This is a genomic window from Myxococcales bacterium, from assembly GCA_012517325.1.
In the GTDB taxonomy this organism is placed as follows: Bacteria; Lernaellota; Lernaellaia; order Lernaellales; family Lernaellaceae; genus JAAYVF01.
In genome coordinates this window covers 41,587-56,091 of the sequence record JAAYVF010000107.1, presented here as the reverse complement: position 1 = coordinate 56,091, position 14,505 = coordinate 41,587, and the positions used below count along the sequence as shown (strand labels likewise).

Below are 14,505 nucleotides of genomic sequence, written 5' to 3'. Positions count from 1 at the left end.
TGGCCGGTCTCAATCAGCGGACGATTCCGGGATGAGCCGCGATGCGGACCTTGATTTCCGCCAGCGCCGCCGGTGTCAGGTCGCCGGCCGCGGCGGGCAACAGCGTCGGGTTGTGAAACAAGGGATCGCTCAGATCGTATTTCGAAACCGCCTGGGCCGCGGCGAACAGCGCGCTGCCCGGCACCGGCGAATATTCCGCCAGGTGCGGTTGCAGGCCCAGCGCCAAAACGCGATCCACCGCATCCTCGACCTCGGCCCGCCGCTGCCCCGGCAACCCGGCGAGAACGTAAACACCGATCTGTTCGCGCCGGAAACCAGCCGTCAAAAGATGCGCGACCGCCTGTTCGAATTCGGCGGTCGTCACCTTGCCACCCAACTCCCGCTGGCGGTCGGGATCGGCGGTTTCAAGCCCGAGGCGAATCGTGGCGAAACCCGCGCGCTTCATCGCCCGCGACGTCTCGGCATCGACGCCGCGGCACGACAAACCCGCGGCGGCATGCAACCGCACCGGCTCACCGAGCCCGGCAAATATATCGAGTAATCCCAGGGCGCGCGGCCGATCCAGCAAAAACGCGTCGTCGTAAATCGCCAGGTCGCGAATACCCAGGTCGCGCGTCAACCAGCGCAGTTCCCGCTCGACCCGCGCCGGTGAATAGCGCACGAATTCCGGCGCCAGCAGGCGGATGCCGCAATAGGGGCAGGCGTTCGGACAACCCCGCGAGGTGAGCAGCGCGGCCGCATCGGCGCGCGGATACAGATCGTGAACCGGCAGCGGCGGCGCCAGCGGATCGAATTCCGGCCACGCCAGACCCAGGCGTTCGGCCAAAAGCGGCCCGACCCGCGTCGCCTCGCCGGTGAAAACCTCGTCGGCCCCGGAAACGCGGCGGGCGTGAGCGGGACAAAGCGTCGCGTAAACGCCCCCGAGCCGGATCGGCGTACGCGGCCAGCGGGCGCGCAGCAGGGCGACGGTTTCGATCACGCCGGTGTACCAATAGGTCATCATCGAGGTGACGAGCACCGCGTCGGGCGCCGGCATTTCACGCAGCGCCGCCGCGGCCGCCTCGGGCGGAATCCCGTACCGCCGGTAGAAACGGTTGATGTACGGCAAAACGACCGGCCGGCGCAGGCGTTGCGCGGGGAATTTGCCGGTGCCGCCTTCCCGGCGGCGCGGGCGTTGCCGGTCGGGTAAATGGGGCGAACACGGATCGGTCAGATCCAACAGCGATACCGCCGCTCCCGCCGCGCGCAAATAGCCGCCCAGCGTCAGCAAGCCCAGGGGCTTGGCCCAGAAATCGTACGCCGCGAAGTCGTGAATCCACGGATTCACGAGCAGGACGCGCGGGCGATGATCGGCGGAACGCTCGTTCATGGCCGGGGATTGTAACGCAAATTCCCGCGATGGTGTTTCCCCATGCATGGCCTTATTATCAACCGCTTTTGCGCGGGGGTGAGCGAACTGATTCGAAAATTCCCTTGGGGGCTTTTTTCATGGCGATGGCAACGGAAAAAAACATGCGGCGCGAAACCTTTCCCTGGTCCGCCGAAAAGATGCGCGAATACATGGCGCCTTATCGCGAGACCACGGCCGTCAAAGGCAACTACCTCAGCCGGTTTTTCGTCTGGTTGATCACGGCGATCGTCCTGCGGCTTTCCTGGGAAGGCTCTTATGCGTTCGGCCGGCGGGTCGGCCTCTTGCTCTATTGGCTGAAAATCCGGCGCCCCGTCGCCCGCGTGAATCTCGACATCGCTTTCGGCGACACCAAAACCGCCGCCGAGAAGGATGAGATCTACAAGCAATCGCTGATCAACCTGTGCCGCCAGGTGCTCAATTACCTGCGCGTGCCGCTGATGGACGAGGCCTTCTGGCGCGACAATTTCGAGTTGGTCGACGAGGAGCGGATCCACGAGGCTTATTCGCGCGGCAAGGGCGTCATTTTTCTGGGCGCGCACATCGGCGCCTGGGATTTTTCGGCGGGCCGCCTGGGAACCTCGGGATACCCGATTTCGATCATCGCCAAACGGATCTCCAATCCGGTCATGGATCGCCTGATCGTCGATGCGCGGTCCGGTATGAATTTCGGCACCATCGCCCACAAGGAATCGATGCAAGCCGTGCTCGACACCCTCGCCAGTGGCGCGGCCGTCGGCATGACCGTCGACCAGAACATGAAAAAGAAGCAGGGCGTATTCGTCGAGTGGCTGGGAAAGCAAGCCTCCACGGTGCGCTCGGTGGCCTGGGTGGCGAAAACGACCGGCGCTCCGGTGTTCGCGTCCTGGAGCTATCCCACCGGCCCGGGAAAATTCAAAACGGAAGTCCTGGAGGAAATCGTTTGGAAATCGCTACCCGACGATCCGGAAGAGGAACTGCGCGTCAACACCCGCAACCTGCTGGTTCAGTACGAAAAAATCATCCGCGACCAACCGCACTTCTATCACTGGATTCACCGGCGCTACAAACGCCAGCCCGAGGGTTCGCCCAACCCGTATCACTAACAAGCTGTTGAAAAAGGCCGTCCTGGCCTTTTCAACCGCGCTCAACAAAAAGCGTGGTTTTTTTCGCTTCATTTTCGGCAACTTCGGAAGTTACCGAAAATGGCGATCCATCCATGGATCGCACGCCGGGTATTTTTCAACACCCGGCTAATGATTCGTCGTTTTCGTTTCCGCGGCGACCTCGAGCTCGAACCGGCGGAAATTCATGTTGTAGTAGAGGCCGTCGAAGGTGCTGGAGGAGAGGCTGCTTAAAAGCCAGCCGCCACGGCTGTCCGCGTCCAGAAACTTGGCGGGAATCGTGACCGGATAACCGGCGTGGTACTCTTCCGTCCAGCCGCCGGTCCATTCGCGCACCGTCACTTTCGTCCAGGGGCCCCACGGCTTTTCCGCCTCGTGAAAAATCCATTCGTTTTTGGCCCGGGTGCTGTACAGGTAGCGGTTCAACGCCGGTAAAAAGACGACGCTCCCTTGCGCCACGCCGGTCCAGTCGTCGCTGTAGCGCGTTTCGTCGGTCAGCACCGGCGCCTTGTCCGCGATCGCGGCCGACCAGATCGGTTCGCCCTGGGACTCGCCGGTGTAGAACTCCCAGGCCGATCGCTCCATGATTCGGTCGCGCGGGACGCGGGCGAGGAAGAGCTCGGTGGGCGCAACCGTCTCGGACCACCGCCAGTTGCCGTCGAGGCCGTAGACGTAGACGAAGTCGTCGATCGCGTGCTCGCCGCAGCGACCGAAATCGAGAAAAAAGCCGGTGGTGAATACGCGGTCGGTGAACAGCGGCGCGGTGTGATCGTAATCCCAGGTCGCACCGTGGTCGTGACTGACGGAAACCGATCCGTTTTCGGCATACCCGAACGGATCGTCCGACCAGCGGTTGGCCAGGTTTTGCGAAAACAGGTACAAATCGCCGTCGACGCAGGTCATCCCCGTGGGCTTGCGGTTCAGCTTCAGGATTTCCGGGCCCCAGAGGCCGGCGACGGCCGCGCTGCGCGCCCCGGGAATGTTGTGCCCAGCCATCGCCGGCGGTTTGCCGTCGACCACGCACACCACCAAATCGCCGGGAATCAATCCGAAACCAAGCCCGTCGCCGCAAGCGGTATAGAGCCGGTCGTCCTCGGCCCAGGCGGCGGGCCACAGATCGCCCGTGTTCATCGGCAGCAGCCGGTTCATCAGGCGATAGCTCGTGGCGTCCTCGACCTCGACGCCCAGGATGGGAATGGAAACCGCGGGCGTGGTATCGTCGTTGTCATCGTTGTCGTCATTGTCGTTGTCGTCGTTGTCGTTATCGTTGTTGTTATCGTTGTCGTTGTCGTCATTGTCGTTGTCATCATCATTGTCATCATCGGCAGTCGGTCGAGATTGTCCGGAGTCGGTTGAAGAGCCTTCGGTACCGCAGCCTGTGCTGAAGGAGATCAGCAGCAGGATCAACAAACCGCAAGCGATTAGGTAGCCAGGTTGCATCGGACAAACCCCTTCCCGTCACGGCTTGAGATTGAAGTTACCATGCCCGGATGTGCGGATTCAAATGGATTCGGATGGAGGCGCAACCGTGGCGATCAATGCCGGTTGTGGCCGAAATATCCCGGATTATTCAGGCGCCTTGTCTGTCGTTCCCACAACTTGTTTTGCCGTCCTGTTTTCCGGCGCTGGCGGAGGATCCAAGCGTTTTTCGATCGTCATTGAAAACGGCTGAAACAATTCGGCATAAGGCGGATTGTAAGCGCCAAAGGGCAGCCGCAATACCATCGGATCGCTGAGCCCGCTAGCGGCAATCTTCTTTTCGAGTTTGCGCAACGGATCCAATTTCCAGCCGGCGCGCACCGAAATATCCGCGGCCATCAGATACGCGCCGACCAGCGTGGCCAAGGTCTCGGCCGGATAGACCGCCTCGGGAGTCGGCAATCCGACCGGCATCATGGTTCGGCGATAATCGGCATAAACGGAATCGTACATATCATTGATGCGCTGGGTCTGGAAGAGGATCAACACATACAAGCCGTGCAGGCGCGTAGGATCGGTCACGGTCAGTGAGGCGAGCCAAGCCCGGCAGTCTTCCTCGAAGAAGTAGCGCATTCTCGCCGCGGGGGAAACCGTCGGAGTCGCCACGGCTTCCGGCCAATTCATTCGCCGAGCCGATAACAGATTCAAACGGCGCGTCGCCCGATTGGGACGGGTCGCTTCATTGCCCGGAACGAATTTCACCCATCGCGTTTCGCCTGCCGATTTGATCTCGATCCATTCCTCGACCGGTTTCTTGGCGACTCCTTCAACTCCTCGCGGCTCGGTTATCGCCGCAGTCGCCTCTGGTTCGCCAAGAGGATCGCTACCCATTCCCATGAGCAGGGGTGTCAGCCAGAACAATAACACCAGGCGGAGCAGGCATTTCAGCGCGGCGTTCATAATCCGAGCCCCCCGTTGGTGAAAGGCGCATCCAGTTTCATGGCGAATTGCGAATAATTTTCGATTTGCTGCCGGAGCGTCGAATGGGGAGAAAAATCCTTGACCACTGTCTTAGCCAGTTCGATCTGCCGTTTGAAATCGCGGATTTCACCCTGACAGCATTCGACCAACGCGACATCAATTTCAGTCGCCGATGTTCCGGCCGGAATCGTTTGAAATTTTTGTCGCATCACGAAGGCGATATCCTGGGCCATGCGGCGAATTCCCAGTTGATAATGCAGAGCCGCTTGATCATTGTCTTTGCGCAAGCGGTAATACCGTGCCAACTCGAGGTGGAAATCACTGCTAAGGTCTTGATCGCTCAGCGTTGTCAAAGCAGGATTGCGCAGCACCGAAGCCAGATCGGCCGACGGTATTTCCGCGTCAGAGTAATCGGCCAATAAGGCCGCGCCCATCAAGCCGAGTTGGTCGACGCAGGCCGCCCGCAGATCCTTGGTCCCGGTGGCCTCGGTTTCCTGGCCGTCGAGCGAGGTGATGCATTGGGAAGCGGCGAAAAATGCCGATGATTTCAAATCGCGCCGGAATTTCAATTCTTCGCCCGGTATGAAAAAATCGCCCCACACGGGATCATAGAACACCATCGACATCTTCAACGCGGCTTTGGCCCGTAGGATCGGTGAACGCACGTCCCGCAACCCCAGGCGCCCGAAAGCCAGACAGCGATCAGCCAAGCGAGCGTCATGGTAGTAACCAGCCAGGGCCAGTTCGATGGCGGCCTTCAAATTACCGCCGTCGAAACCGGCGTTGTCGATGATTTCGTCAAAGCGGAAACCCGCCGGTTGGCCGTCGGCTCCGGGGAACGGGAAAATCAATCCAATTGCCGGATGGAACGTCCGACCCCAGGTGGCTAAGCGGATGAATGATGGCGCCAGAATCATTGATTGTTCGGGCGAGCGCGTTTGCAAAGCCAGGATCGCCGTGCGGCTGACGATGCTGCTAATCCGCCGCCACTCATATTGATAAACATCGCAGGGACAGCTGGCGCCCGCCGTTTCTCCGGCGGTAACCGACATTTTATAAACGATGAAGTGATATTGGAGATTCTCATCCTTGACGTTTTGATAATTACAAAAGCCGGGAGAGGCGTCGGCCTCCGCCATCAAGGCGTCGGCCAGCCGCGCCAGATTGTCGTCATTCAGCCCACCTTCATCCCGGGTTTCGTTGAGCTGAAACAGCGCGTCCACGCGACCGAGATAATATTTGATCGTTCCGGAATTGGAATTGATCGCCTCGTCGAACGCCGCGGTGGCCAATTGCAACCGATTTACATTACCGACCAACCCGCCGTTGTCGAGAAGCTGATAATAGGCGTCAGCCAGCAACAGGGTGAAACGCGTCTCATTACTCGCCAGAAAACTGAGATAGGCGTCCTTGTCCTTGCCATCGGCATAGAGTTGCGAGTTTTGATAAAAATCCTGAATGGCCGTCAGGTAGATAAAAGCGTGATCCACCTGATCGGTCAGCAAGTTTTCCTCGATTCGGCGGATGGCTTCGTTCGGGTCCGAGGGCAACAGGCTCGGAAAAGCGATGCGCTCCTCGCCGCCGGTAGGGGTATCGGCGGGAGTCGCCCCACCCTCGGGGGGCGGACTTTCCAGCGAGGGCGGCTCCGCCGGGGCGGGTTGCGCTTGTAAAAGCGCCGCTCCGCCGGTAAGCAAAAAAACAGAGACCATCAGGATAATCGCCGCTGGCAATCGCGCACCCATGAACGACACCCCTTTCGTTGCAATCATTTCAACTTGCTCAAACAATCTTCGAGCACGGCGGAAACGTTGTTGTAAGCCTGACGGACAACCGCGGAACGATCTTGCCCCGCCCGCATACCAAACGAGAGCGTGGCGTGATCTCCGCCGGCGTTGACCGTGTATCCCTTGGCGATCAGCACGCCATTTTCGATTTTGACTCCCAAGCCTTGGCATTTATCCGGCACTTCGGAACTCCGGGCGAGGATCTGATTTCGGTAGTGGGCGATCGTTCGCGCCAATCGCGCCACCCCCGGTATCGCTTCGATCTCCCGCCTGTTGGTCGTCACCGGGGTATAGTAACCGGCCTGACCCGTTCCCGTTCCGGTTCCCGCCGCGCCAACCGTCGTTGTCGGTTTCTTCCCGCCGCCGTTTCCCCCAGCGCCGGAAGAAATCGACCCTCCCATACCGCCACCTGTTCCGCCCATTGCGCCGATGGTGGTCGTGGTCTTTCCACTACCACCGCCGCCGGTTTTCAGGCTGCCACCGCCGCCCCCACCCACGCCAATCGTGGATACCGCATGGGCCGCCCCGTTCGGCGATCCATCCAAACCGCCGCCTCCGCTACCGGCACCGACGGTGGTGGGGTTGCCAAAAGAAGGCCTTTGCGAATCCATATGCATCCCTCCAGATGAATTGGACATGTTGTCTTTCGGCCCTTGCGTGAGCAATGAATCAGGATGGGAACCAGAGGCATTTTCCGCCGACCACCTTTTTGCGGCTTGCTCCACCTTTTCCGCCGCATTTTCTTTCATAATAAAAACATCCTCATTCTCTGATTCTTTCGGAATTGCCATGGTCAATCCGTCCGGATCGATCGGTAAGGGTATAACTTGCTCATGTCGTTCGGCGTCGAAATAGTTCGCACCGCTTTGCCCGCCGGAATACATCTCTTCTTGAATAGAAGGAATCATGAGGTTCGCTGCAACCACAACAATCATCGCAACAGCTCCGCTACTGGCTGGTAAATTGGTCAACATGGGAATCGTGGCTATCGTCAGGCTCGGTCGTTTGGGCAAATACACCTCGGCTATGGGATCATAGGGAATCTCTTTGGCCCATCGCCAACCCTGCCGGAAATGAGTTGCCAGATCGTCAAGGCCAAGACGCAAATGATCGCCGGGTAAATCTTTTTGTCGTTGACAATCACCCCAGGGGCATTTTTCGTTAAGAAACTTGGGATCTCGCAATATCCAGTTAAAAACTGGGATCCCTTGCCCGGCCGAATATTTGACGATTTCACGAAGATAATGTTTCAAACACTCATTCCGCAATTTTATTTTTACATTCGAAACATTATCATCGTGAAGTTTGGCAATCAGTTCTTCAACGATCTTGCTTTGAACGCGGATCATCTCCGATGCCGGATCGAAGGCACTATTCAGAATCGTCCGGTTCGCCAATTCTCGTAAAACACAACCGATCAGCCAATGCATCGCTCCATTGCTGACCAATGGTTGCTTTAGCGGAGGAATAGGCTCGGTGAGACACTGCGAAAATCCGGTAAGAACTCTAATGGCTAGCGGTTGCCAGAATGCCGTGAATTCCCGAAAAAATTTTTGCGCAACGGGGTTTGCGGGATCGCGCCGCCAGAGGCGCAAGAGCGCGCGAAAACGATTCGGTTGGGTCAGGACATTCATTATCGACACTCCATCACTAATTGCCGGCGACCGCAGCAAAGGTTAAGAAACCAGCCTCGCCGAATACCCATTGCAATCGCGCGCAGGATTCGATATCCACCCGTTCACAAGCGATAGCCACTCGCGGCACGCGGTCGTTACCCGCGTTGAGTTCGCGCCATCTTTGCGCCGCTAAAGCAAGCGTCGGATCGGGGCCTCGTTCCCCTCCCAGAAAAGCAGCAGGCCGACAAGGTACTTCTATAGTCGCGGCTGGGATCAATCCGGCCAACTTGCCAAGCGGATTGAATTTCACGGTGCATTTGCCATTTTCCAAACCGGTAGTCACCCATCGCACAACCGGCATATCCATCGGCGACGGTTGCGTGGAATCGCCGGCTGCGGTAGGCAGTTCGAGATCCCTTCCCGCCATGCCACCATACGTCGTCAGGTAAGCCACACCGATGAACATCAATGATAAAAGAGTGTAGAGATCCAGAGCCGATAAAAACAAATCATCTCGCGAATTAACCCTTTGCATCATTGTCCGGTTCCTTTTTCCTCTCCGGCCTTGGGCGTGTCACCACTGGGTTCCATCACCAATTTTTTCGGTTTCGGGAAAAAACCTTCCTTGTCGGCGCCGTGGTAAAGATAAAGGATTTGTAACACCAGACGATCGCCAGTGAAGGCCAGGATGCGCATGAGCAGACCGGCAAAGGTTGCCGTCATGGCCATGGAAATTCCCGAGGCAAAAGCGATTTTGTCTTGATCGGCGAAAGTCCCCGGTTCGAAAGCCAACAATAACGAGCCGACGGTCAACCAAAAACCGATTGCCGGGCCGATAACTTCCAGCCACTCCAGGAATTGACGCAATTCCCTTCGTTCTTCGTTGACATGCCCCAATTCAGCATCGCCATTGTTCACTGTCGGATTGTTGGGTTTCTTATTGACAATCAGATACATCAATCCGGCGCCAAGAACAAAGCAAAATAAAAATGTATCCAACCAGAGAACACAATACAAAATGATGGGGACCAGATAAGTGGCACCCTTTTTCACTTTCTCTGTTAGGGAATACTGTGGGTCTCTTTCATTCACTACGGATGGTTTGACCAGTATCTCGCGGACAAATTGGCACTCGGGAGAATTCGTCGCATTGAAAAAGAAGTGAGGAACGCACTGTTTCGCTTCGACTGTTGTCGTCTGACTGACGGCGGCGCTCTGCTTAATCGGCTCTTCCTGATAACTGGACCATGCGACTTTACGCCAATAAATTGCTTGTGGGACTACTACGATCGAACCCTGTTTATCCGGCTTCGCTTCAACATTGGTCAATAAAAACAGGTTCCGGTATTGAGGCCACGCAACCGTTTGGCATTCCTCGGGGATATTCGACGCCGATGAGATGTCTTCCGGTTTGACTCCCTTGGGAATATAACTAAAAGAGATGTCTTTGTTTTCGATAATTAAAGTTTGGTCAGCCCCGTTTTTATCGGTCGAACAACGAACTTGAATATGTCTCCGGCAAACGCCATTCGCGTTATCCGAATCGGGATATTCCGTATCGATCAATTCAAGTGCCGAACCGCCGTTCACATCGCAGTCCGCAATGTCCTTGCCATTGCCGATTGAATGATATTTCCACCAATAAGCTGCCGCGGCAGGCGAACGAGCCAGAAAAAACGGAATGCCGCCAATCGTGGCATTCAATTCCAGCCTGTTTACCTGGTTGGAAATTTGCACCGGGATAAAGGCCGGTCGACCGATGAATACACTTTTCCAAGCCCATTTTGCCGTCCCGAATGTATAGAAAACGGCAATGATCACGATGCCAAGAAATGACAGAAGAAAGCCCTTTGTGCGTGCCCACTTGAATATCCTGATATTAGCCAGGAGGTGCTTATTGATTTTCATTGACCATCCTTTTCGCTGACGATTATTGTCATCACAATAATTAATGCGCGATAATGAGACATGAAGCATTGGACATGCCAAATGCGCGATATTGTGATTTCAAGTACTTAGGCTTTGGGAGCGGAAGACAACATCCGAAATTCGGAAAAAAAATTTCGAAAATCGTTTTTACTTTTCTGTTAATCAGTAGGTTGTTCGTGAGGCGAGCGGTTCCACAAATTGCAAAATCATCTACAGAATGGCTGGATTAGATGGGTAATACACCACTCTAAAACTCATCACTTTTTCGTTAATCAACACCGGTCACGAATAATGCAGATCGGCCGTCACTTCGTCGACGGCGTCGATTTCGGCGTCGGTGAGATCCCAGTCGACGGCGGCGGCGTTGTCGTCGACCTGGTCGGGATTTTTCGCGCCGGCGATGACCGACGAGACCATGCGGTGGCGCAAGGCCCAGCGGATCGCGAGGTGCGGCAGCGAATGATGCAGGGTCGCGGCGATCTCCTTGAGATCGTCGACCCGGTCCAGCAACTTGCCGAAGTTTTTCGCGTCGAAGAACGGCACGCGATGGCGCCAGTCGTTCGGGGTCAACCGAAAACCGCGGTCGTAGCGACCGGCGAGCAGTCCATAGGCCAGCGGGCCGTAAGGAATGAACGAAATGTCATTGTCCTCGCAGAACGGCAGCACGTCTTCCTCGGCTTCGCGTTGAAACAGACTGTATTCGTTCTGAACCGCGTCGATCGTCCCGGCGCACATCGCCGCCTGCAACTGCGGCACGGTGACGTTCGACAGGCCGACGGCGCGGATTTTACCCTCCGCCTTGAGCTTTTGCAGTTCGCCGAAGCTGTCGCACAGCGGCACGGCGCCGTCGATGCGGTGAAGGTAATATAGATCGACGTAATCGGTGCCGAGCCGGCGCAAGCTGGCTTCGAGCGCGCGGCGCAGATACTCCGGCCGATTGTTCACGCCGACGCGCCGGCCGGCCGCATCCCATTCGCTGGCGCCCTTGGTGGCGAGCACGACCTCGCCTCGCCGCCCTTGCAGCGCCTGGCCGACCAGTTCCTCCGAGCGGCCCAGGCCGTAGATATCGGCGGTGTCGATGAAATTGACGCCCAGCTCGACCGCGCGCCGCACCAGGGCGACGCCCCGCTCTTCCGAAAGATTGTCGTAGAGGTTGTGACCGCCGACGGCATTGGTGCCCAAGCCGATTTCGGTCACGTAAATCTCGGTCGTCCCGAGTTTTCGTTTTTTCATCGCCGTTTCCGTCTGCTGGTTCGGGGGGCGGCCCGGATCGCCGCCCCGCTTCGGCCGGTCAGTATGTCAGACGACCTTATCCTCCGGCAACTCCTCGACGAACCGGGTTCCCAGACGGGCCGCCTCGTACAGATCGCCCATCAGGTGGTGGTACGGCACGCCCGAGAAAAAGTGATGGCTCTTGGACGGGAAGTCGGTGCCGGGCGCGAATTCCTTCTTTTGTAGCTCCATGTAACCTTGCTGCTTGGCCTGGAGCATATCCTGCAACAGAACGCTGAAGCCGTGCGCCGTCGCGTGCTGACCGCCGAGGGTGATGAACAGGAATTTGACGCCCAATTCGCCCAGTTGGTCGAAGGTGATGGGGTTCTGGTCCTTGTACCATTTGAACGACGAGCTGTAGTTGAAGGCGAACTTCGCATCCGGGAATTCTTGATGAACGCGACCGGTGAACTCCTCGAGCGGTCCGCGGTCCGCGGTCGGGAACTCGCACCAGATCAGATCGGGGATGCCGGTTTCGAGGTATTGCAACGCCCGGCCCACCGCCAGGTCCATGCCCCGCGCTTTTTCCGGCGCGTCGACCGCCGAGAGGCCGTCGGTGCGGGCGATGATGACGAAATCCCGGTTGCCCAGGTCGTCGGCGACGGCGCGCATGATCTTGAGCTTGCCGATCATCTCGCCGGCGGGGATCAGCGCCTTGCCGCCGATGTGCCCGCAGCGCTTGGGCAGCACCTGGTCCTCGAGGTGCGCCGCGGCGACGCCGGCGGTGACGTAGTTTTCGGCGGTGCGCGCGACGTTGAACAGGTTACCGTAGCCGCCGTCCATGTCGATGATCACCGGCGGAATGTCCAGGTGCTTCGGGGCGATGTTCTTTTCGGGCTCGCCGATCGCCATGGTCAATTGAAACTTACGCAACGCGCTGACCGTGCGGCGCGCGGCGTCGGCGATTTCGGTGCCGGTGTACAGATCCATGTCGGTGGTGCCGACGTGACCCATGGCGAAGCTGTAACCGCTGAAGTAAACGGCCTTGAAGCCGTAATACATCACCAGTTGCGCGGTCATCGGATCGTAGACGCCCGGCCCGAAGACGTAGGGCTCGGTTTTCAACAGCTCGCGCAACCGCTTGCTGGGATGCACGAAGCGCGACGCCGGCACTTGGAAACCCGGCGGCAGCAGCGGGGTATCGACCAGATTCATTTTCTCGCTCATCATCCGACTCCTTGTGGTTTTCCCGCACCCATTGGAAAAAGGCCGGCCTCAAACGGGATCGAACCGGCCTTGCGCAATCATTTCCTCGCTCTGGCGCCGCGCCTCGCGATAGCGCGCCTTCACGGCCTCGTCGGTATCCGGCGGCAGGGCGGCCAGCAGCTTGTCGAGTTCCTCGTCGTAAATCCGGGTCGCCAATTCCGGTGTATGGTTCACCGGCCGGCCGTTCTCGTCGGGCGCCGTGAGGCCGTGCCGCACCCGCTGGGCGATCATCAGGCGGTAGATGCGATCGGTGGCCAGATCTTCCATGTAGCCGTTGATCAGGCTCGCCCCCTTGCCCGACAGGTAGCCGAACCGGTAAAGGATCGTGGTCCGCGCCGCGATGCGCGTGCCTTCCAGCGTCGTCGCGCCGACGCCCAGCGGCGCCACGCGAAGGTCGGGGTACTTGTCGTAGACGGGATCCCAGCGGCTCAACTGATTGGGCACGGGGAACTGCTCCAGGGCGATCCGATTCTGGTCGGGGTGGCCGGTCCAGGCGCCGTCCATGCCGCAGTTCGCCTCGTTTTTTTTGTCGACGGCCAGCACCTCGAGGGCGCGTTTATTGAGCGCGGCGTCGACACGACTCGGGTACAGCGCCGTCATGCCGCCGATCGCCAGCAGGCCGCGCCGGTGGCAGATTTGCGGAATCCGCACGCGAACGTTCTGGAAAAACGGCACGTCGTGCGGAATGGTGTTGCGGTTGGGCAAAATCCAGTTCGGATCGTTCAGATTGAAGTGGATCAGGCTCGCCATGTAATCCCACCGGCCGAGATTCAGACCGAGCAGGTGATCGCGCAGGTAATAGGCGAATTCCTCGAACTGGTAGGCCATCGGAAACGACTCCACCAGCGCCATCGCTTTAATGTAATCGGGCTCCCAGCCCTTGGCCGCGGCGAGGTCTTTGAATACCCCGGCCCACCAGCGGCCTTCCTCGGCCGCCTCGGTCTTCGGGATGTAAAAAGACAGGTTGTGCTTCAGCTTCGCGCGGTCGACGCGATAGGCGATCAACGCCACGTCGAACAGCGAAGCCGAGGTCAATTCCCGCTCCGGCAGCAGGCCGGCTTGCGACAGGTGCAGGCCGCGCGCGCGCAGGTAAACCACGGTTTTGCTCGGCTTGACCGCGACGGGTTCCTCGCCTTTGCAGCAATATTCCAACTCGCCGTAAAGCGCCCGGATGGCGTTGTCGTGGCCCGTCATCAGGTTTTCCCACGTGTTGGCCATCGAGTCCTCGAGGTCGAGCATGACGCCCGGCGCGCCGGAGTTGAGCATCTTGACCGACAGTTCGGCGTCGTCGACGGGGCCGGTCATCTGGTTGCGCTGGTCGAGCACCCATTCCGGCAAGGTGACTTTCCAGTCGCCGCGTGAAATTTCGGAAGGGGGCAGGTAATCGGGCAGCTTGCCCTCGTGCGCGGCCCGGAGCTGCGCCTGCCGTTTGGCGACGAGTTCCTGTTGCCAGGCGGTGTATTTGCGATGCAAAGGCAGATAAAAATCCCAAAAACCGGCCGGCAAATCGCGCCGCGGGTCGAATCCATCCGGCGCGGTGTTCATGCGAGGATCGTATTTCATGGATGGCTCCCAGCAGTCTGTTGAAAAAGGCCGTCCTGTCCTTTTTCAACCGCGCTCAACAAAAAGCGTGGTTTTTCTTTCGCTTCATTTTCGGCAACTTCGGAAGTTACCGAAAATGGCGATCCATCCATGGATCGCACGCCGGGTGTTTTTCAACACCCGGCTAGTCCGACCAAGCGGGGCGACGCGAATTATCATAATCATTCGGCAATCAACCGTTTTTC

At 58.3% G+C, this 14,505-nt stretch carries 10 protein-coding genes; 1 reads left to right on the top strand and 9 read right to left on the bottom strand.

Going from position 1 to position 14,505, the window contains the following annotated elements; translation table 11 throughout:
* Window positions 1-13: 13 nt before the first annotated feature.
* Window positions 14-1,369 carry a radical SAM protein gene (locus tag GX444_18575; protein ID NLH50585.1) on the bottom strand — a complete coding sequence of 452 codons (1,356 nt, stop codon included), beginning with the start codon at window positions 1,367-1,369 and terminating at the stop codon, window positions 14-16.
* Window positions 1,370-1,512: 143 nt separating this feature from the next.
* On the opposite strand from GX444_18575, the gene GX444_18570 reads away from it, so the two are divergent.
* Complete coding sequence (locus GX444_18570) at window positions 1,513-2,493, top strand: hypothetical protein (protein NLH50584.1); 981 nt, start codon at window positions 1,513-1,515, stop codon at window positions 2,491-2,493.
* A 147-nt stretch (window positions 2,494-2,640) separates the two neighbouring features.
* Here the strand turns inward: GX444_18570 and GX444_18565 are convergent, their stop codons facing one another.
* From GX444_18565 to GX444_18530, 8 genes are all read right to left on the bottom strand, one after another.
* The gene (locus GX444_18565) at window positions 2,641-3,951 is read right to left on the bottom strand and encodes a DUF4185 domain-containing protein (protein ID NLH50583.1); all 1,311 of its coding nucleotides are present in this window, start codon (window positions 3,949-3,951) and stop codon (window positions 2,641-2,643) included.
* Window positions 3,952-4,077: 126 nt separating this feature from the next.
* The gene (locus GX444_18560; GenBank protein NLH50582.1) at window positions 4,078-4,890 is read right to left on the bottom strand and encodes a hypothetical protein; all 813 of its coding nucleotides are present in this window, start codon (window positions 4,888-4,890) and stop codon (window positions 4,078-4,080) included.
* A complete protein-coding gene (locus GX444_18555) occupies window positions 4,887-6,866 on the bottom strand; it encodes a hypothetical protein (GenBank protein ID NLH50581.1) in 1,980 nt (659 codons plus the stop codon). Before GX444_18555 ends, GX444_18560 begins: the two co-directional genes overlap by 4 nt.
* Window positions 6,867-8,345: 1,479 nt before the next feature.
* A complete protein-coding gene (locus GX444_18550) occupies window positions 8,346-8,849 on the bottom strand; it encodes a hypothetical protein (protein NLH50580.1) in 504 nt (167 codons plus the stop codon).
* A complete protein-coding gene (locus GX444_18545) occupies window positions 8,846-10,219 on the bottom strand; it encodes a MotA/TolQ/ExbB proton channel family protein (protein NLH50579.1) in 1,374 nt (457 codons plus the stop codon). The genes GX444_18550 and GX444_18545 overlap by 4 nt, the downstream gene beginning before the upstream one ends.
* Window positions 10,220-10,522: 303 nt before the next feature.
* Entirely contained in the window at window positions 10,523-11,473 is a 951-nt protein-coding gene (locus GX444_18540; protein ID NLH50578.1) for an aldo/keto reductase, read from the bottom strand.
* A 66-nt stretch (window positions 11,474-11,539) separates the two neighbouring features.
* Window positions 11,540-12,679 (bottom strand): isocitrate lyase/PEP mutase family protein, encoded by a 1,140-nt coding sequence (locus tag GX444_18535; protein ID NLH50577.1) that lies wholly within the window; start codon window positions 12,677-12,679, stop codon window positions 11,540-11,542.
* Window positions 12,680-12,727: 48 nt separating this feature from the next.
* The gene (locus tag GX444_18530) at window positions 12,728-14,281 is read right to left on the bottom strand and encodes a hypothetical protein (protein NLH50576.1); all 1,554 of its coding nucleotides are present in this window, start codon (window positions 14,279-14,281) and stop codon (window positions 12,728-12,730) included.
* Between the last annotated feature and the right edge of the window lie 224 nt (window positions 14,282-14,505).